At 65.7% G+C, this 17,813-nt stretch carries 18 protein-coding genes; 13 read left to right on the top strand and 5 right to left on the bottom strand.

Going from position 1 to position 17,813, the window contains the following annotated elements; genetic code table 11:
• On the bottom strand, positions 1-252 hold a 252-nt coding region (locus tag Q0982_RS14970), incomplete at its 3' end, for an FAD-dependent oxidoreductase (RefSeq protein WP_299396851.1).
• Positions 253-615: 363 nt separating this feature from the next.
• Here Q0982_RS14970 and Q0982_RS14965 point away from each other — a divergent pair.
• Genes Q0982_RS14965 through lepB form a run of 3 tightly spaced genes read left to right on the top strand, consistent with a single transcriptional unit; the run spans position 616 to position 4,023 of the window.
• Positions 616-2,160, top strand: a complete 1,545-nt coding sequence (locus Q0982_RS14965; RefSeq protein ID WP_299396849.1) for a trimethylamine methyltransferase family protein — start codon at positions 616-618, stop codon at positions 2,158-2,160.
• A gap of 35 nt (positions 2,161-2,195) precedes the next feature.
• Positions 2,196-3,095: a DMT family transporter gene (locus Q0982_RS14960; RefSeq protein WP_299396848.1), complete on the top strand. Its 900-nt coding sequence runs from the start codon at positions 2,196-2,198 to the stop codon at positions 3,093-3,095.
• A gap of 16 nt (positions 3,096-3,111) precedes the next feature.
• On the top strand, positions 3,112-4,023 hold the full coding sequence (gene lepB / locus Q0982_RS14955; protein ID WP_299396847.1) for a signal peptidase I: 912 nt from the start codon (positions 3,112-3,114) through the stop codon (positions 4,021-4,023).
• 10 nt (positions 4,024-4,033) lie between these two features.
• Here lepB and Q0982_RS14950 read toward each other — a convergent pair whose 3' ends face one another.
• On the bottom strand, positions 4,034-4,957 hold the full coding sequence (locus tag Q0982_RS14950; RefSeq protein ID WP_299396845.1) for a fatty acid desaturase: 924 nt from the start codon (positions 4,955-4,957) through the stop codon (positions 4,034-4,036).
• A 314-nt stretch (positions 4,958-5,271) separates the two neighbouring features.
• Between Q0982_RS14950 and Q0982_RS14945 the strand changes: the two genes are divergently transcribed.
• The 4 genes from Q0982_RS14945 to Q0982_RS14930 all read left to right on the top strand — a co-directional run bounded on the left by Q0982_RS14945 (position 5,272) and on the right by Q0982_RS14930 (position 9,020).
• A complete protein-coding gene (locus Q0982_RS14945) occupies positions 5,272-6,159 on the top strand; it encodes a helix-turn-helix domain-containing protein (RefSeq protein ID WP_299396844.1) in 888 nt (295 codons plus the stop codon).
• Between the two features lie 62 nt (positions 6,160-6,221).
• On the top strand, positions 6,222-6,701 hold the full coding sequence (locus Q0982_RS14940; RefSeq protein WP_299396842.1) for a GFA family protein: 480 nt from the start codon (positions 6,222-6,224) through the stop codon (positions 6,699-6,701).
• Positions 6,701-7,507, top strand: a complete 807-nt coding sequence (locus tag Q0982_RS14935; protein ID WP_299396840.1) for a phosphate/phosphite/phosphonate ABC transporter substrate-binding protein — start codon at positions 6,701-6,703, stop codon at positions 7,505-7,507. Before Q0982_RS14940 ends, Q0982_RS14935 begins: the two co-directional genes overlap by 1 nt.
• A gap of 73 nt (positions 7,508-7,580) precedes the next feature.
• On the top strand, positions 7,581-9,020 hold the full coding sequence (locus Q0982_RS14930) for an amidase (RefSeq protein ID WP_299396839.1): 1,440 nt from the start codon (positions 7,581-7,583) through the stop codon (positions 9,018-9,020).
• A 375-nt stretch (positions 9,021-9,395) separates the two neighbouring features.
• On the opposite strand, the gene Q0982_RS14925 is transcribed toward Q0982_RS14930, so the two are convergent.
• The gene (locus Q0982_RS14925; RefSeq protein WP_299396837.1) at positions 9,396-9,902 is read right to left on the bottom strand and encodes a thermonuclease family protein; all 507 of its coding nucleotides are present in this window, start codon (positions 9,900-9,902) and stop codon (positions 9,396-9,398) included.
• 144 nt (positions 9,903-10,046) lie between these two features.
• Between Q0982_RS14925 and Q0982_RS14920 the strand changes: the two genes are divergently transcribed.
• Positions 10,047-10,457 carry a FliM/FliN family flagellar motor switch protein gene (locus Q0982_RS14920; RefSeq protein ID WP_299396835.1) on the top strand — a complete coding sequence of 137 codons (411 nt, stop codon included), beginning with the start codon at positions 10,047-10,049 and terminating at the stop codon, positions 10,455-10,457.
• A 211-nt stretch (positions 10,458-10,668) separates the two neighbouring features.
• On the opposite strand, the gene Q0982_RS14915 is transcribed toward Q0982_RS14920, so the two are convergent.
• Complete coding sequence (locus Q0982_RS14915; protein WP_299396833.1) at positions 10,669-11,019, bottom strand: PilZ domain-containing protein; 351 nt, start codon at positions 11,017-11,019, stop codon at positions 10,669-10,671.
• Positions 11,020-11,477: 458 nt separating this feature from the next.
• On the opposite strand from Q0982_RS14915, the gene Q0982_RS14910 reads away from it, so the two are divergent.
• The 3 genes from Q0982_RS14910 to Q0982_RS14900 all read left to right on the top strand — a co-directional run bounded on the left by Q0982_RS14910 (position 11,478) and on the right by Q0982_RS14900 (position 13,556).
• Positions 11,478-11,963, top strand: coding sequence for a YajQ family cyclic di-GMP-binding protein (locus Q0982_RS14910; RefSeq protein WP_299396832.1), 486 nt, complete (start codon positions 11,478-11,480; stop codon positions 11,961-11,963).
• A gap of 461 nt (positions 11,964-12,424) precedes the next feature.
• A complete protein-coding gene (locus Q0982_RS14905; RefSeq protein ID WP_299396830.1) occupies positions 12,425-12,745 on the top strand; it encodes a hypothetical protein in 321 nt (106 codons plus the stop codon).
• A 61-nt stretch (positions 12,746-12,806) separates the two neighbouring features.
• Positions 12,807-13,556 carry an SEL1-like repeat protein gene (locus Q0982_RS14900; RefSeq protein ID WP_299396828.1) on the top strand — a complete coding sequence of 250 codons (750 nt, stop codon included), beginning with the start codon at positions 12,807-12,809 and terminating at the stop codon, positions 13,554-13,556.
• A gap of 387 nt (positions 13,557-13,943) precedes the next feature.
• Here Q0982_RS14900 and Q0982_RS14895 read toward each other — a convergent pair whose 3' ends face one another.
• Positions 13,944-14,948, bottom strand: a complete 1,005-nt coding sequence (locus tag Q0982_RS14895; RefSeq protein ID WP_299396827.1) for an alpha/beta hydrolase family protein — start codon at positions 14,946-14,948, stop codon at positions 13,944-13,946.
• A gap of 211 nt (positions 14,949-15,159) precedes the next feature.
• Between Q0982_RS14895 and Q0982_RS14890 the strand changes: the two genes are divergently transcribed.
• Together Q0982_RS14890 and Q0982_RS14885 are read left to right on the top strand one after the other, a co-directional pair.
• Entirely contained in the window at positions 15,160-15,723 is a 564-nt protein-coding gene (locus Q0982_RS14890; RefSeq protein WP_299396825.1) for a hypothetical protein, read from the top strand.
• 7 nt (positions 15,724-15,730) lie between these two features.
• On the top strand, positions 15,731-17,806 hold the full coding sequence (locus Q0982_RS14885; RefSeq protein WP_299396824.1) for an FAD-dependent oxidoreductase: 2,076 nt from the start codon (positions 15,731-15,733) through the stop codon (positions 17,804-17,806).
• Positions 17,807-17,813: the final 7 nt, after the last annotated feature.

Genomic DNA, 17,813 nt, shown 5'->3' with positions numbered 1-17,813 from the left:
GTCTTCCATCCAGACGTCGACGGAGTGGCGCAGGATGGGGTGCAGCGCCTCGGTCATGTAGAAGTTGCGCACGCAGCCGCAGGCGATGCCGCTGGCCCCGGCGCCGGGCGCCGTCTTGTCGAGGACGACGATGTCTTTGCCGGAGCCCTTGCCGCGGGCCTCCAGCTCCATGGCCAGATGCCAGGCGGTGGAGAGGCCGTGAATGCCGGCCCCGGCGATGACATAGGTTTTCGATTCCGGAAGTACGGTCATGGTGGGATGTCCTTGTCAGGTCTGATCGACGGAGACCTGCCTCCCGGCGCCCACCTTGACCGTCTGGCCCGCTAGGAAGACCGCGCCCGCCTTCCCGTCTGCGCCGGGCGGAAAGCCTCCGACCCTTTCTCGCCGGCCGCCGGGCGGGTCAAATCCGCCGATGCCCTGCGCGTTTTGGGCCGGAGCGACAAGCGACTGTCGTCTATACACGAGACTTTCGCGGCTTGTATATACAATTTGAGTGCAGGCGGTCGGTCCTGCAGAGGGCCGGCGCTGCCGGGGCGCGCAAGAGCGCCCGACCCCGAAAACCGGGCGCGAACCAGCGCCCCAGGAAACGGCCCCAGGTAGGGCCGGGGAGAGCATATGGCAAGGGAGACGTCACGCCGCGGCGGGCGGCGCGGACAGGGCGAGCGGCGGCCGGCGGCCGGCCTGAAGCAGCTGGGCTGGCAGGCCCTGGAAAATCCCTACGACCCCATCCGGGTGCTCACAGACGAGCAGGTCGAGATGATCAGCGATGCCGCCTTCCGTATTCTGGAAGAGGTCGGCATGGACTTCCTCGACCCCCAAGCTTTGGATGTCCTGAAGAAGGCCGGGGCCGCGGTGGAGCCGGGCGGCGAGCGGGTGCGCTTCGACCGCGGCCTGGTGAAAGAGGCGCTGGCCTCCGCCCCGCGAAGCTTCACCCTTCATGCCCGCAATCCGGCGCACAACCTGCAGGTTGGCGGCCGCAACGTCGTCTTCGGCAGCATCGCCTCGGCGCCCAACGCCTCCGACCTCGACGGCGGGCGGCGGCCCGGCAACACCCAGGACTACCAGAACCTGCTGCGTCTGGCGCAGGCCTTCAACATCGTCCACTTCATTGCCGGCTATCCGGTGGAGCCGGTGGACCGCGCGCCGCAGACGCGTCATCTCGATTGCCTGCGCGACTGTCTGACCCTGACCGACAAGGTCTTCCACGCCTATTCCCTCGGCCGCACCCGCATCCTCGATGCGCTGGAACTGGTGCGCATTGGTCATGGTCTGACGGAGTCCGAACTGGCCGAGAAGACCTGCCTCTTTTCCATCATCAACACCTCCTCGCCGCTGCGCCTCGACGGGCCGATGATCGAAGGGCTGATGGAGTTGGCGCGCAACAACCAGGCCGTGGTGATCACGCCCTTCACCCTCTCCGGCGCCATGAGCCCGGCGACGGTGGCCGGCGCGCTCGCCCAGCAGCATGCGGAGGCCATGGCCGGGCTTGCCTTCACCCAGCTCGTGAAGCCGGGGGCGCCGGTGATCTACGGTGGCTTCACCTCCAACGTCGACATGAAGTCCGGCGCGCCGGCCTTCGGCACGCCGGAGTACAGCCGCGCGGCCCTGGCCGGCGGCCAGCTCGCCCGCCATCTGGGTATTCCCTACCGCTCCTCCAACGCCAATGCGGCCAACTGCGTCGATGCTCAGGCGGCCTACGAATCGCAGATGTCGATCTGGGGCGCGGTGATGGGGCATGCCAACTTCGTCATGCACGGCGCCGGCTGGCTTGAAGGTGGGCTCTGCGCCTCCTTCGAGAAGTTCGTTCTCGATGCCGAGATGTTGCAGATGATGGCGGAGTTCCTGCGCCCGCTGGAGGTGAGCGAGGACTCCATCGGGCTGGAGGCGATCCGCGAGGTGGGACCGGGCGGCCACTTCTTCGGCGCCGCCCATACGCTGGAACGCTACGAGACCGCCTTCTACAACCCCATTCTTTCCGACTGGCGCAACTTCGAGACCTGGCAGGAGGCGGGCAGCGAAACCGCCACCCAGCGCGCCAACCGCCTCTTCAAGGCGGTGCTCGCGGACTCCACCCCGCCGCCCCTCGACCCGGCCATCAAGGAGGAACTGGACGCCTTCGTCGCGCGCCGCACGGAGGAGGGGGGTGCAGAAGCAGCATAGCTGCCGCGCCGCGCCCTCGGGTAGTCTCGGGCGCCATGAGCCAGTTTTCCGACAACCTGCGCGGCGCCCTCTTCATGGTCATCAGCATGGCGGGCTTCGCGCTGAACGACGCCACCGCCAAGCTGGTGGCGGGGGATCTGGGGCTCTACCAGATCATCTTTTTGCGCGGCGTCTTCGCCAGCCTGCTCATGGGGCTGCTGGCCTGGCGTCAGGGCTGCCTGTTGCATCGGCCGTCGGGCGCTGACACGCGGGCCATGAGCTGGCGCGCGGTGGCCGACATCGGCGCCACGCTGTGTTTTCTGACTGCGCTCTTCAACATGCCGATCGCCGATGCGACCGCGATCCTGCAGTCCATTCCCCTGGCGGTCACTCTGGCCGCGGCGCTGTTCCTGCGGGAAGCAGTGGGCTGGCGGCGCTACACCGCGATCCTGGTGGGCTTCGCCGGAGTCCTCATCATCGTGCGGCCGGGGGGCGAGGGTTTCAACGCCTACGCGCTCTGGGCCGTGGCCGCCGTCGCCTTCATCGTGCTGCGGGATCTTACGACGCGGGGCTTGAGCACCGCCGCGCCCTCGGCCTTCGTCGCGCTGACATCTTCGCTGGCGATCACGGCGGTGAGCGGTCTGCTGGCCCTGACCGAGCCCTGGCAGCCGGTCAGCGGCGGGTCCCTCGGCCTGCTGGCGGCCGCCGCGGTCTTCCTCTTCTTCGGCTACCTCTTCGCCGTGATGACCATGCGCGTCGGCGAGGTCAGCTACATTTCGCCCTTCCGCTACACGGTGTTGCTCTGGGCGATGATCCTCGGGCTCATCCTCTTCGGTGAGGTGCCCGATGCCTGGACCCTGCTGGGCAGCCTCATCATCGTCGTCACCGGCATCTACACCTTCTATCGTGAACGCAAAGTGCTGAAGGCCGAGGCGGCAAGGACGGCGGCGCAGTAAGGAGCCAGCGGTATACATGATCAGTGCCTTCAGGACTCGGCGACCCGGGGCTGTGGCCCTCATCGCATTGGTGTTTGGCCCGTCCATCGTCATGCTTTTTGTCGGTAGAGGTTGGCTTGCGGTTGGCTATCTGCTTGTCACCTTCGCGCTTCTGCCTGCCCCTTTCCTTGCCGCTCATTTCGAACTGCTGCCGCTGGCGGCGGAAACCGCAATGATGCTTCTCTTGGTCGCCGTCCAGCTTATTGGGGTGGTTCATGGCTACCGGATTGCCGTCCGGTTGTCCGGGCTGGCACCGGTGGCCTGGTACGCGCGCTGGTACTTTGTCGCCGGTGCGGTCCTTGTGTTCGGTTACGGCATGCCGCTGGTCACTCGCAGCTATCTATGGGAGCCCTTCAACATTCCCTCGTCGAGCATGGAGCCGACGTTGCTGCGCGGGGACTATCTCTTCGTCTCGAAGTACGCCTACGGGACTGAGAGAGGGCCGGACCGGGGCGATGTCGCCGCCTTTGCCGTTCCGGCGCAAGATGGCCAGCCATTCCTGAAGCGCATTGTCGGACTGCCGGGCGACCGCATTCAGATGCGGGACGGCGTTCTCTACATCAACGACAGTCCGGTCGACTTGGAGCCATTGGATACTGTGCAGCCCGGTGCGCCGTTAGATCCGGCACAATTGTACCGGGAAACCCTTCCAAACGGTCGCAGCCACTTGATCCAGGAGTACACCGACGCCGCTCGCTACGACAGCACCGAGATCTTCGAGGTGCCGTCAGGACAGTACTTTGCTCTTGGCGACAACCGTGACAACAGTATAGACAGCCGAATGCTTGAACACTTCGGCTACATTCCTTTGGAGAGCTTGATCGGCAGGCTGGCGGTCGTCCTCTGGAACAGCGAGCGCCAGAAGCTGGTTTTCCTCGAAGACGACTAGGCCTGGTCGTTCACTCGGCGGCCTGCAGAGTCGTTGCAATCGGCGCAGGTGCCGCGCGTTCCGCCGGATGCAGCGGCGCTTCCTTGGCGCGCAGGAAGTAGCGCCGGAAGACTTCGCCATAACCCTTGAAGACATAGCCGCCGTTGGCCGCCTGAAAGGCGGCGCGCTCTGCGCGGTAGAGCGCCGGAATGCGGTACCAGGCGAGGCCCGGCTTGGCGTGGTGGACGATGTGCAGGTTGTTGTTGAGGAACAGCAGCGAGAAGAAGGGACCGGACTCGACGATGGCCGAGCGCTCGCTCGGCTTGGCGACGGCGCGGTGTTCCAGGAAGGAGCGCACCAGCGTCAGTGCCACACCGGGATAGACGAAGAACAGCAGGTACTGCCAGAGCGGCAGGTCGCAGACAGCCAGCACCCAGGTCAGCACCACAGCGACGCCGAGGGCGTGCAGCGCCCAGGCCTTGGCGTGGGAGAAGTCGCCGCGCAGCACACGCCGCATTTCCGCACCGTAGAACGACCAGAGGCAGACCAGCGGCCCCAGTACCATGCGTCCGGCCAGGGCGTTGTGTGCCCAAAGCAGGGCGCGCTTGGCCGGGCCGGCGGCGGCCCAGGCCTCGGCCGTCACGTAGAAGGATTCCGGATCGTCTAGCGGGTCGGTCAGGCTGTCGTCGTTGTGGTGGGCGAGGTGGGAGTCGCGGTAGAGGCGGAAGGGGATCCACAGCCAGAGGCTCGGCAGCACCAGCGCCTCGTTCAGCCAGGCCCAGGGGGTCGGGTGGCCGTGCACCACCTCGTGCTGGAGGGAGCCGTGCCAGGCGACAACGATGGCGCCGGCCGGCAGCAGTAGCCACCAGGCGAGGGCCCCATGAAACCAGGTCAGGGCGCCGAAGGCGCCGTAGATGACCGCCGCCAGGATCACCGTCGGCCATTCCGGACGCACCGGAAGCCGGGCCTTTCCCGGCTGCCGAACTGATTTCTGAGCTTTCTGACCGGTTTTCCGAACAGTACGACTAACGCTCCACTCCACTCTCTGTCCTTCCCGTTTAGTGACGACGTTCATTGGCTGAGGACTGAAGTGTGACAAAAATGGGGAAGGGACAACAATGCGGGACTGCGCACTTTTCGCAGATTCTTATCCGCAGTGTTTACAATTGCCGTTTTTAGGATCCGAAATGCTTGTAATATCACCAAAAGTGCGTATTATCACCACACGCGGAGGTAGATCATTGGATAAACTGCTGGCTTGGGGGCTCGATGGACCGGCGTCAAACCGTTGAAATCTTTCGCGAACGCCTGACGGAGGTGATCGAGCGTTCGGGGTTGAGTCGCTCGGCTTTTGCCCGCAAGGCCGGGCTCGACCGCTCGACGCTGTCCCAGTTGCTGTCGGACAGCAACGACCGCCTGCCGCGGGCCGAGACCATCGCCTCCATCGCCGAGCACGAACAGGTCTCCACTGACTGGCTTTTGGGGCTGGTGCAGGAGGAGAAGATCGGCACCAACATCCTGAGTGAGGCGCCGGAAATCGCGCGGGGTGCTTCCGACCACACCGACGAACGGCTGGCGCGCTGGCGCGCGGAGGCGGTGGGCTACAAGATCCGCTACGTTCCCTCGACGCTGCCGGACCTGCTGAAGGGCGAGGAGGTCATTCGCTTCGAGTACCGCCAGCAGGGCAGCGCCGTCCCGGCCTTTCGCATGGAACAGGCCGAGGCGCGCCTCGCCTACAGCCGGCGGCCGGAAACCGATCTGGAAGCCTGTTCCTCGATCCAGTCGCTGGAGGCCTTCGCGCGGGGTGAGGGCATCTGGTCGACCCTGCCGCTGGCCGATCGCAAGCTGCAACTCTCCTGGATGATCGCGCTGCTGGACGAACTCTATCCGACCTTCCGCTGGTTCCTCTTCGACGGCCTGAAGCACTACTCGGCACCGATCACCATCTTCGGGCCGAGCCGCGCGGCGGCCTACATCGGCAACATGTATTTCGTCTTCAATTCCACCGAACATATCCGCGCACTGACCCAGCACTTCGACAACCTGATCCGCGGCGCGGTGGTGCAGCCTCCCGATGTCGGCAAGCTGCTGAGCGGCCTGCTGAACGAACTGGAATCGCGAGAACAGCGGGAGCCGAAATTGGGACAGGCCAGATGATGGGAGATGCGATAGTGCCGAAGCAGGGGTGACGCGGGGTAAGCGATGATGCAGGGGAAACGATGACGAACGACAAAGAGCCGGCAGAGGGCAAGCACGGTGGCTGCCTCTGCGGCGCAGTGCGATTCACCGTATCCGGGCCGCTGCGTCCGGTGATCGCCTGCCACTGCGGCCAGTGCCGGCGGGTGCTCAGCAACTTCGCTGCCTACTCGGCAGCGCGGCGCGGCGATCTGGCGATCGAGGACACGGCGGCATTGGCTTGGTTCGAATCTTCGCCCGGCGTGCGGCGCGGTTTCTGCGCGCGCTGCGGCAGCGCGCTGTTCTGGGACAACGCCGGCAACGACTTCGTCTCCGTCGCGGCGGGTGCCTTGGATCAGCCGACCGGCCTCCGAACGCGCCGCCACATCTTTGTCGCCGACAAAGCTGACTTTTACGAGATCGGCGACGGTCTGGAGTGTCTGCTCCAGGGGCAATCGGATCCCTGGCCGGAGGACGACTCGGCAGCGGATGGAACCGGTGGGCTGCCGGCCGGCGGGCGCTGATGCTGCGCGCCTCCCTGCCGATGTACGACCTGCCCGGACTGGAGGCCGAGACCGACGCCTGGTGGGCCGCGCTGGCCGCAGCGTTTCGCGCCGAAGGCCTGACCGAAGTGCCAGCGGCGCTGGATCGAGGAACGGAACTCGCCCGTCTTTGGACAGCATCCGACCTGCTGTTCAGCCAGACCTGCGGTTATCCGCTGACCCACAGCCTCAAAGGCCAGGTCACCTTGCTCGCGACGCCGAGCTATGCCTGCGACGGCTGCAGCGGCGGCTGCTATCACAGCGAGATCCTGGTGCGCAAAGGCGGGGGCTATGCCGACCTCCGGGCGCTCAAGGGCGCGCGCGCGGTGGTGAACGATCCCGGATCGCAGTCCGGCTATGCCGCCCTGCGCGCGGTGATCGCGCCCCTGGCGGATGGCATGCCTTACTTCGCCGACGTCGGCATCAGCGGCAGCCACTTCGACTCCATGACGGTCGTGGCGGAAGGCGGCGCCGATGTCTGCGCCATCGACTGCGTGACCTTCGCGCTTCTGGCCAGGCTGCATCCGGAGCTGAGGGCCGAACTTCAACCGATCGCCCGCAGCCCTTCGGCACCGGCGCTGCCCTACATCACTCGACGCGACGTCCCGGCATCCGACCTTGAGCGTCTGCGGGCCGGGCTGCGGCATGCCTTCGACGATCCTGCATTGCAGGGGCTGCGCGACAGCCTGCTTCTGGCCGACGTGGAAGTGAAGCCGCTCGATGCATACGACCGGATCGACGCGATCGAGGCGGAGGCGATGCAGCGCGGCTACCCGGAGGTCGTGTGATCCCCGGCAGCGAAGGAGGTGGGACGGTGGCCGCAGAGATGGCAATGGGGGGACGACAATGGGGGATACGGCTATGGGGGATCAGGCTCTCTGCGATAAGTCGGCGGGAGCGCTGCGCCGGCTGATGCTGGCAAGGGAGGTTTCGCCGGTCGAACTGCTGGCGGCCTGCCATGCCCGCATCGATGCCGTAAACCCCGCGCTCAATGCCGTCGTTGCGGAGGATCGCGATGCGGCGCAGGCGGCGGCAATGGAGGCCGAGGCGGCGATCCTGCGCGGCGAGACCGATGCGCCTCTGCTGGGTTTGCCGGTCGGCATCAAGGATCTGAATGCGACCGCGGGGCTGCGGACCACCTTCGGCTCCCCTGCCTTTCGCGACCATGTGCCGGAGAAGGACGATCCCTTTGTTGCCAGGGTGCGGGCGGCCGGGGGTATCGTTGCCGGCAAAACCAACACGCCGGAGTTCGGTGCCGGCGCCAACACCACCAATGCCGTCTACGGCGTAACCGCCAACCCCTATGACACCGCCTTGACCTGCGGCGGTTCTTCCGGCGGCTCGGCGGTGGCCCTGGCGACGGACATGGTTCCGCTGGCGGCGGGGTCGGATTTGGGCGGCTCCCTGCGCACGCCGGCGGCCTACTGCGGGATCGTCGGCTTCCGGCCGACGCCGGGCCTGGTTCCCACGGCGCGCAAGACCATCGGCTGGTCGCCGCTCTGGACCGACGGACCGATGGCGCGCAGCATCGGCGATCTGCTGTTGTTCCTTTCCGCCGTCGCCGGCGAAGACCCCCGCGACCCACTCTCCGGCTTTGCCGAGGCCGCCGCGTTCGGCGCGGTCGAACCGGCGCCGCTCGGCGGCCTCAAGGTCGCGGTCTCCGAAGATCTCGGCGGCGTGACCGTCAGCCGGCAGGTGCGCAGGCTCTTCCGGCAACGCTGCGAAGGGCTCGCCGGCATTCTGGACCTGGAGGAGGCCGACCCCGCCCTCGGCGACGTGGACCGCTGCTTCGAGGTTCTGCGTGCCGTGGGCTTTCTGGGCGATGCCCGGACGATGGTGGAGCGCACCCCGGAGCTGGTCGGGCCGAACGTGACAGCCAACGTGAAGCTGGGGCTGACCTTCTCGGCCGCGGATGTGGCCGAAGCCATGGTCGCGCAGACCCGCCTCTACCACCGCTTCCTTCGCTTCATGGAGGACTACGATCTGCTGATCTGTCCGGTCGCCTCCGTGCAGCCTTTCGACAAGACGCAGCTCTTTCCGGAAGAGATCGACGGCCAGCCCCTGGCCACCTACATCTCCTGGGTCGCCATCACCTATGCGCTGACGCTGGTGGGCCACCCGGTGCTGGTGCTGCCCTGCGGGCTGGACGACGAGGGTCTGCCTTTCGGCCTGCAGATTGTCGGACGCAAGGGCCGGGACCGGCGGCTGCTCAGCCTCGGTCTGGCGCTTGAGCAGGCCCTTGCGGACAGGCCGGGCATGGCGCGGGCCGCGCCCGATCTTTCGGGGCTGCAGGCTCCCTAGGTCGCCCGCCTCATTCGAACCGCCGCCAAGGAAAAGCGGCCCCGGGTAAGTACCCGGGGCCGAAAGGGCTAATCGTGGCTTTAAGGTAGGTCCCACGGCTAAGGTCGCTGACGCCGTATTGAACCTAGTACTGGCAAAGCAGTGAGTGAAATGTAGCAGCAGATCAGATGGAAATCAATAGAAATGCCAATAATTAACCATTTACATTAAGTATTTAACTATAAAATCGTTTCGAATTTTTCTTAAATTGGATCATTTACTTTAGAGGTTCTTGATTTTCCGCGATGATTTTCTCAGAGGCCGTTTGCCGGGTCTGAGACGCGGCGGCGCGTTAACGTTTGCTGGCCAGGCAAGAGTCAAGGCGGACGATTCGCCTCAGGGACCGCGCCAGATCCCCTGGCCGGCCGCCCGCGCGGCGTCTTCCTGTTCGGCATAGGGGGCGGTGCCGGTCCGGTTGACGTTGGCCGGGGCGGCCCGTGCCCAGCCCTGCTCGACCAGCCAGGCGTTGAGTTCCGGGCCGCCGGGGCCGCCCAGGTCGCAGATGACCGCGGCATCTGCATCTGCGGCCACATCCGTGGCGGGCCGGCAGTGCACCCAGTGGTTGGCGATGCGGTTGCGGGCGGCCCAGAGCGCTTCCTGCCCGCAGGCCCAGACCAGCGTGCCGACCGTGCAGGTTTGGGCGCCGGGGATGCCCTGCAGCCCGAACAGCCGGACCTGCCGGCCGGCAAAGTCGAGCGTTGCAGTGTCGATCACCTGAGGGCGCCGGCCCTCCACCTGAGCATCCGCCGGAACCGGTGCCGCCACGATGATCGCGAAGGCCGCGGCGAGGGCCAGGGCGGCGCAGAGGAGGAGCTGTCTGGAGGCGGGAGGGGAATCGATCATGCCGGTGAGCCTGCCACAGGCCGATTGCAAGGCTAAGCCCCATATTCCTGCGTCATGCTTACGCTTCGTTAACTATGGCTGAGAGAATGATAGAGCGTGGGGGGCCGTGGGCTCGGAGCGCCGGCCCCTTCGGGATCGAACCGCGTGGATCTGACGATGGCGAGCGAGGACGCAGAGCTGGATACCGAGACCGCCTCGGAGGGCGAGGACGCCGTCGACCAGGAAGCCATGATGGCTGAATGGGAGGCCATGGCCGAAGAAGAGGAGGCCGACGAGGCCGCCGAGGAGCCGGGTGGCAACTCCGGTCCCGCGGAAAAGATCCCGGCGATTCACGAGGTCTCGCTGGAGGCCTATGCCATCCTCGGCACAGCTTCCATGCCGGTCAGCCAGCTGCTGCGCATGGGCCGTGGTGCCGTCGTCGAGCTGGAAACCGGGCTGGGCGACGAGATCGAGATGCGCATCAACGACCAGCTTGTTGCCAAGGGCGAGGTCGTGGTGGTCGAGGACCGTATCGCCATCGAAGTCTCGGAAATCGTGAAGCGCGAAGGCAGCTGATCGAAGGCCGCGTGCCAGGTCTCCAGGGCGCACGGGGCCGCCGGTCCGCCGGCCAACACCAGCCACACAAGCAAAATCGGGGGCTGCTCAGGGGAACTGGGCAGGCGGACTGGGCAGGCGGACTGGGCAGCGGCGGCGTAACGCCGTTTCCAGCGGCCGGCGTCCGCAACGGAGCGCCCGGACGCGTGAAGCTCAGGTGTGGCGAGCGGCCTTAGGCAGCCGTAACGTCTGAACTCGGAAGTCCCTGACGCAGGCAGTGCGAAATCAGGCGCAGGGCGGAGTCGGTCAGCGCAAAGGCGATGCCCATGCTGGTGCCGTCATGCCACATGCAGGTGCCGCTGATCTCGCCGGCCTCCGAGTGCTCGAAGCTGACATCCGCCGGTGGGGGCATGCCGCCTTCAAACCGCAGCTTGGCGCCGCCGATCGAGACGTCCTCAAGGCTTCCCCGGTACTGCTTGCCGGCGGCAGTCAGCGTAATGGGCTCCTGGCGCGGGAGAACGAAGCGCAGCGAGCGCCGCCGTTCAAAATCACGCAAGTGCTCCGGACCAACCTTCGAGCTCATCTGAACTCCCATTCGCAGCCATTGGGCATAACCTAGCACCGGATGGTAGACACCCATTTATTAACAGGACACTAATTCGGGATCCGAAAAAGAGAATAACCATACTGAACGAAAGAGATCCCATAGATACGATTGTTCATCGCGTGTATTCGCCTGAGGCTTTCTCGTGATTATTCTGTGTCTGAAAAAGAATTCGCTCAGCCGGCACATCTCGATCGCGATCACGGCCGGATCAGGTTCTCACTCTCAACCCCAGGGAGCATAGAAATCCGAGACTTTTGCTCTCTTGCGTGGTGGGGCATTTTCAGACGGCGCAATTCAACTTCGCGCCCAGGGCCAGGAGGGCACGCTGATCGACCGGCACAAGAAGGCGTTGGACGAATCGGTCGCGGAGGCGTAGTCAGGCTGGGGAGGCCCGCAGAAATGGGTGCCGAGCACATTAAGGAGAACGACAGAGCATGCCTTCGTTTGACATCGTCTCTGAAACCGATCTCACCGAGGTGGACAACGCCGTAGCGGGCATGCAGCGGGAGATTGGCCAGCGCTACGATTTCAAGGGCTCGAAATGCTCGATCGAGCGCAAAGACAGCGTCCTGACCATCATGGCCGACGACGATCTGAAGCTGCGGCAGATGCATGAGCTGCTGAGCACCTATCTGACGCGCCGGAAGGTCGATCCCGGCGCCTGCGATCTGGGCACGCCGGAAAAGGCGGGCGGCAACATGATCCGCCAGACCGTGACCATCAAGCAGGGCATCGCCCAGGACCTGGGGAAGAAGATCGTCAAGGAGCTCAAGTCGAGCAAGCTGAAGGTCCAGGTGGCCATCCAGGGCGACACCCTGCGCGTCACGGGCAAGAAGCGCGACGACCTGCAGGACGCCATTGCCCTGGTCAAGGACATGGGGATCGACCAGCCCCTGCAATACGAGAACTTCCGCGACTAGAGCACTTTCCGACCCTTTGGGATCAATTTGATGGGTGCCGGCTGCTCATTCGGCAAGGCGCACTGTGCAGCGCGATGCGGCGCATCGGGCAAGCAGTGCAACGCTGCCGATGAGCCGCCGGCACCCACCGCAGGCCGGGTGTTCTTTCGGCCTGGCTGCGTTGCGGTCCTTATCCGATGCACCACATCGCATTGCGAACCGCGCCTTGTCAGGCCGAAAGAACACTCCGGTCAAATGGTTCCAAAGGGTCGGAAAGTGCTCTAGCGTCTGCACCCGCTTCAAGGGCGCTCCTCAGGCCGGCGACGAGTGCCGGTTGGCACACCGGTCAGTTGAAGTAACCTCCTGTTAACCAAAGAGAATCGCAGCGCGCTAGTGTTTCGCGATTACACTGGTTCTGTTTACTCCATGGTTACGTTTCCAGAGGAAGCTGTTGGGAACCGCCAGAATGACGGAGCCCCCCAATGGCTGTTTTGCCTATTGGTCATCAGGAGTTCACCAGGGCAGACATCCACGTCCTGCTGAACAAGGGTTGTGAAATGGTCGATCGTGGTCTGGCCGGCGCCTGTGTGCCGGTGGAGACCGAGGCCGGCGAACTGGTGATCGCTCTGCTCGACTATGACCATCAATGCCTGATCTGCGCCTTCGGCAAGTCGCAGGGCTGGTATTATGCTCTGGACGCCGCCTGGCAGCCCCTGGCACAGGGGCAGTTGATCGATGACGTGCTTGCGGTCCTGCCTGGTGCCCTGGAAGCGCACCGCCCGGCGGCTGCCAACGCCTGCTAGTCGGAGCGCTGCCATGTCGGCCCCCGGCCGCTGCCGCCTTCCGGGAGAGGGCGAAGGCCCCATGAGCCAGAGCGCCCGCGGGCTGCTGCCCGTTCTCACCGTCCTCATGCTGCTGGTCCTGGCCTGCGGCAGTGCGGGTCCGCACGCTGCGGAGCCGAGCGGCACGCCAGAACGTCCGGCGTCTGAATCGGCGCCCGAAGCCTCGGCCCCCGCCCAGGCCGGAGCGGACGCCGAAGCCGGTCCGGACGCGGGCTCTCCCTGGGAGCACGATCTTTGGAACGGCGCCACGACAATGATGCGCATCTACGTCTGTTCCCATGCCAGGCGGACGCCGACGTGGTGTGGGGAAGAGCGCACCCTGCCGTCGAAGGCGCCGCTGCCCGACGAGCAGGGGCCGCCGCTGACGGATGAGGATGCAGCCTGGCTGGCGTTCCTCGAGCAGGCCGATCCCGCCGCGCTGTCAGCGGACGAGGTCGCAGTCATCCGGCGGCGGGCGGTGCAGCGGCGAGATCCCCAGGCGATGGAGATCCTGGGGTTCCTCTACGCGCAGGGCGCCTCGGTGCGCCGCGACTATGCGGAGGCCTACCGCTGGTACGGCCGCGCCTACCTCGCCGGCGAGCGCCGGGTGCGCGCCAACATGGATGTGGTCTGGGCCCTGCTGCAGAAACACGACCTTCCCGCCGCCCTGGCGCTGACCCGCGAGTTCAACGCCCTGGCCGACGGCGCCCAGCTTCCCATGGCAGAGGTACCGGCGGATGCGATGGACGGCGCCGGGCCGGCCTCGCCGGAAAAGGACCCAACCGGCTTGTAGAGCCGACCCTGCGGGGCTCGGCCTTTGCCGTCTCCGGCGATCAGGCCTCACGCCAGCCCGGCTGGCCCGAGGGGAATAAGATGGGCGGGGAAGCGGTCCAACCGACAGTGGGCCAACAAACTCGAGCCCTTGAACAGCCGGGCAGGCTCAATCTGTTGCATATGTGCACCAGTCGACTGCCCATGAATTAGAATAGGTGATTAAATTTTCAGCAGCTGGAAGTTTTGCTTTGTAGGTTGCCGTTGAAATGGCCATATTAGACAGGTGAATCGGCGCTCCGCGTCGTTCACAACGCCCTTCGGGCGTTTCCTCCCTAAACTTGGGCCACCCGTGCGGTGGCCCTTTTTGTGTCCGGATTTCGGGTCTTCGGCTGCGGTTGCGCCGGATCTAGGCCAGGGCCTTGGCGAGGAACGGCAGGCTGAGGTCCATGCGGTAGTCGACCGAGGAGTGGTTGTCGGGAAACTCCTCGTAGACGTGCTCGATCCCTGCGACCTTCAGCTTTCGGTGCAGGCGCCGGGCGCCGTAGACCAGGTCGTACTGGTCGATGTCGCCGCAGTCGACCCAAAGCGCTTTCAACTGCTTCAGGTTGGCGCCGTGGCTGTCCGCCAGGGTCACCGGGTCCCAGCGCCGCCAGTTCTGCCAGCGCTCCTCGATCAGTTCGCAGGTCTCGGGGTCGACCGGCAGGCGCACGCCGCAGAAGGCACTGGGGTCCGGATCGTAGGTCGCGCACATGGCGAGCGTCATCAGCAGATGGATCTCGTCGCCCTTCCACTTCGGGCCGGCTTCGAAGTCCTTGATGAAGGCTTCGATGGACCCTTTCTTGGCGATGGCCCGCAGCATCGCCGGCATGTCCCGGAGATAGCAGAGTTCGAAGCCCATGTCGCCGGAGTGGCAGGCGGCGGCAGCCCAGAAGTCCGAGCGCCGCAAAGCATGGACAATGGCGCCGTAGCCGCCGGAGGACTTGCCGAAGACGCCGCGCCGCCCATCGCCGCCGCAGCCGAAGCGCTGCTCCACCAGCGGCACCACCTCGTCGATCAGTACGTCCTCCCAGGGGCCGAGCGCTTCGGAATTGATGTACTGGTTGCCGCCCAGACGGGTGAAGCAGTCCGGGAAGGCAACGACCGCCGGCGGCATGGCGCCGGTTGCGATCAGGCGGTCGAGGCGCTCCGGCAGGTTCTCGCCGAAGTTCTTCCAGTTCACATGGGCCGGGCCTCCGGCGGTGAAACCGACGAGGTCGACCAGCAGCGGCAGCCCGGCCCCGTCGTGACCCTCGGGGATGTAGACCGGGACGTCACGCACCGAGGGATCGCCCAGTAGGTTTCCGCGCAGGAGCGCCGAGTCCAGAATCAGGGTGTGAAGGCTGCCCCGCTGGGCGCTGTGGTCTCTGCGCATGATGCTGTTCCCTGCTGCGGTCTTGGTCGCATTCCTGTCTATGGCCTTTGCCGGCGCTTATCAACTGACGCGGTCAACTGACGGGGTCAACTGAGGGGGCCGATCAACGCAAAGCGGGATTTGGAGTACAGGTCGGCCAAAGGGTGGTCTATTAGGATGCAGCACCATCCCGGTCCAGGAAGCGGAAGCAATTGGTCGAAAGGCAGTTTCGGTGATCAGCCTTACACCCCTCAGCGGAGACGAGCAGGACTGTCTGGTCGCCTGGTTCGATGAGTACCGACACCAGCTCGATGAAGACGGGCTCGTATCCGGCCACGTTGACGACATCCTGCCCTTGAAGACCTCCCGGGACCAATGGCTCGTGAAATCCCTGAGCCTGTTTCCCGAAGCTGTACGCTACGCGTACGATCGCGGGATTGCTGTCAGTACGATGCCCATGCTGCACGTCCCACTCTGCGATGCGGACAGGATGACACTCTGGGAGGGCACTGACCGTTACGATGCGCTCCTGGGCACCGAGCCGCCGAGCATCTACCTCATCAAGAGATCACTCGCCATCGCCATGGACTGGAGGGACAGCGAGGAATACACGGTTCCAGTCGGGCCCCTCGCAAGCCGCTACGAGCAAGACGGGTACACCACCGAATACAGGTGTTTTCGCTTGGGGTCGGCGCTTCGATTGGGGGATACGCAGTTTCATCGGAGTCTTGAGGTGAAGTACTTTCCGCCAGAACTGCGCTGCGGCGCAGAGGTCTTGAGCACGGCTGCGGTGTAGAGCGGCGATGCGCGATCCCCGCTACGACATTCTGTTCGAGCCGGTGTCCATCGGGCCGGTGACGGCCCGCAACCGCTTCTACCAGGTCCCGCACTGCGCCGGCATGGGCTATCGCTTCCCCAGCTCCAATGCCGCCATGCGCGGCATCAAGGCCGAAGGCGGCTGGGCCGTGGTCTGCACGGAGGAGGCGGAGATCCACCCCTCCGCCGAGATCAGCCCTTATGTGGAAAACCGCATCTGGGACAATCAGGACCTGCCGCACCTGGCGGCGCTGACCGAGGCGGTGCATGCCCGGGGCGGCCTGGCGGGCATCGAGCTGGTGCACAACGGTCTGCACAGCCCAAACCATTACAGCCGCGAGGTGCCGATGGGCCCCTCTCACCGCCCCGTCGATTCAGGCGATCCGGTGCAGGCCCGGGCGATGGACAAGACCGACATCGCCAACTTCCGGCGTTGGCACCGCCAGGCTGCGCTCAGGGCAAGAGAAGCCGGCTTCGACATCGTCTACGTCTATGCGGGCCACGACATGGCCCTGCTGCAGCACTTCCTCTCGCGGCGCCACAACGACCGCGGTGACGAATACGGCGGCAGCCTGGAGAACCGGGTCCGCCTGATCAGGGAGGTTCTGATCGACACCAAAGAGGCCGTCGGCGACCGCTGCGCGGTGGCTTTCCGCTTTGCCGTCGACGAACTGCTCGGTGAGGAGGGGATTGCCGCCGAAGGGGAGGGGCACGACACCGTCGCCCTGCTGGCGGAGCTGCCGGACCTCTGGGACGTGAATGTCTCCGACTGGTCGAACGACAGCCAGACCGCCCGCTTCGCGGAGGAAGGCTACCAGGAACCCTACACCCGCTTCGTGAAGTCGCTGACCACCAAGCCGGTGGTGGGGGTCGGGCGCTACACCACGCCCGACGCCATGGTGCGGGCGGTGAAGCAGGGCGTCATGGATCTCATCGGCGCGGCGCGTCCCTCCATCGCCGATCCCTTCCTGCCGAAGAAGATCGAGGAGGGGCGCATCGACGACATCCGCGAATGCATCGGCTGCAACATCTGCGTCACCGGCGACAACTTCTCGGCGCCGATCCGCTGCACCCAGAACCCCACCATGGGGGAGGAGTGGCGGCGCGGCTGGCACCCGGAAGCGATCCCTTCCGTGAAGGCGCGCGAGAAGGTGCTGATCGTCGGCGGCGGCCCGGCCGGACTTGAGGCGGCGCGGGCCTGCGGCCAGCGTGGGCTGGAGGTGGTGCTGGCGGAGGCGGGCGATCACTGGGGCGGCCGCGTCGCGCGGGAAAGCCGTCTGCCGGGGCTTGCCTCCTGGGGCCGGGTACGCGACTGGCGTCTCGGCCAGCTTCACAAGCTGGCCAACGTCGAGATGTATCTGGCGAGCGCCCTGACCGCCGAGGATATCCTCAGCTACGGCATCGCCCATGTGGTGCTGGCGACCGGGGCCACCTGGCGGCGCGACGGCATCGGGCGCAGCCGCCATGCCGCGATCCCTGGGCTCGACGCCGGACCATTGCTCACGCCCGACGATGTGATGGCCGAGACCTTCGATGCAGCATCGCTGCCCGCCGGTCCGGTCGTGGTCTACGACGACGAGGGCTATGTCATGGGCGGTCTGATGGCGGAACGGCTGGCCAAGGCCGGTTGCGACGTGACCCTGGTCACCCCGGCACCCTTGGTCTCCGCTTGGACCCAGCATGCGTTGGACCAGCCGCGCATCCACCAGCGACTGGCAGACTGCGGCGTCACCATCCGGCTGAACACGCTGCTGACGGCGCGCAAGGCGGAGCGTGTGGAACTGGCCTGCAGCTACACCGGCGCGCCGGACAGTCTCGACTGCGCAGCCCTGGTGCCGGTCACCGCACGGTTGCCGAACGAGGCGCTGACCCTCGACCTCAAAGCGCGCGAAGACGCCTGGGCCGATGCCGGGCTCGCAACGGTTCAGACCATCGGCGATGCCCGCGCGCCCGGCACCATCGCCGCCGCGGTCTTCGCTGGGCACCGCTACGCACGGGAGTTCGGCGAGACTGTCGACCCCGATGTTACGCCGTTCCGGCGCGAGGCAATTACGCTCGGATAGCCCCGCG

This window comes from Pelagibius sp. (genome assembly GCF_028281305.1).
Lineage (GTDB): Bacteria > Pseudomonadota > Alphaproteobacteria > Kiloniellales > Kiloniellaceae > Pelagibius.
Note: the sequence above shows the minus strand (reverse complement) of the source record. Positions and strands in the feature narration are given on the sequence as shown.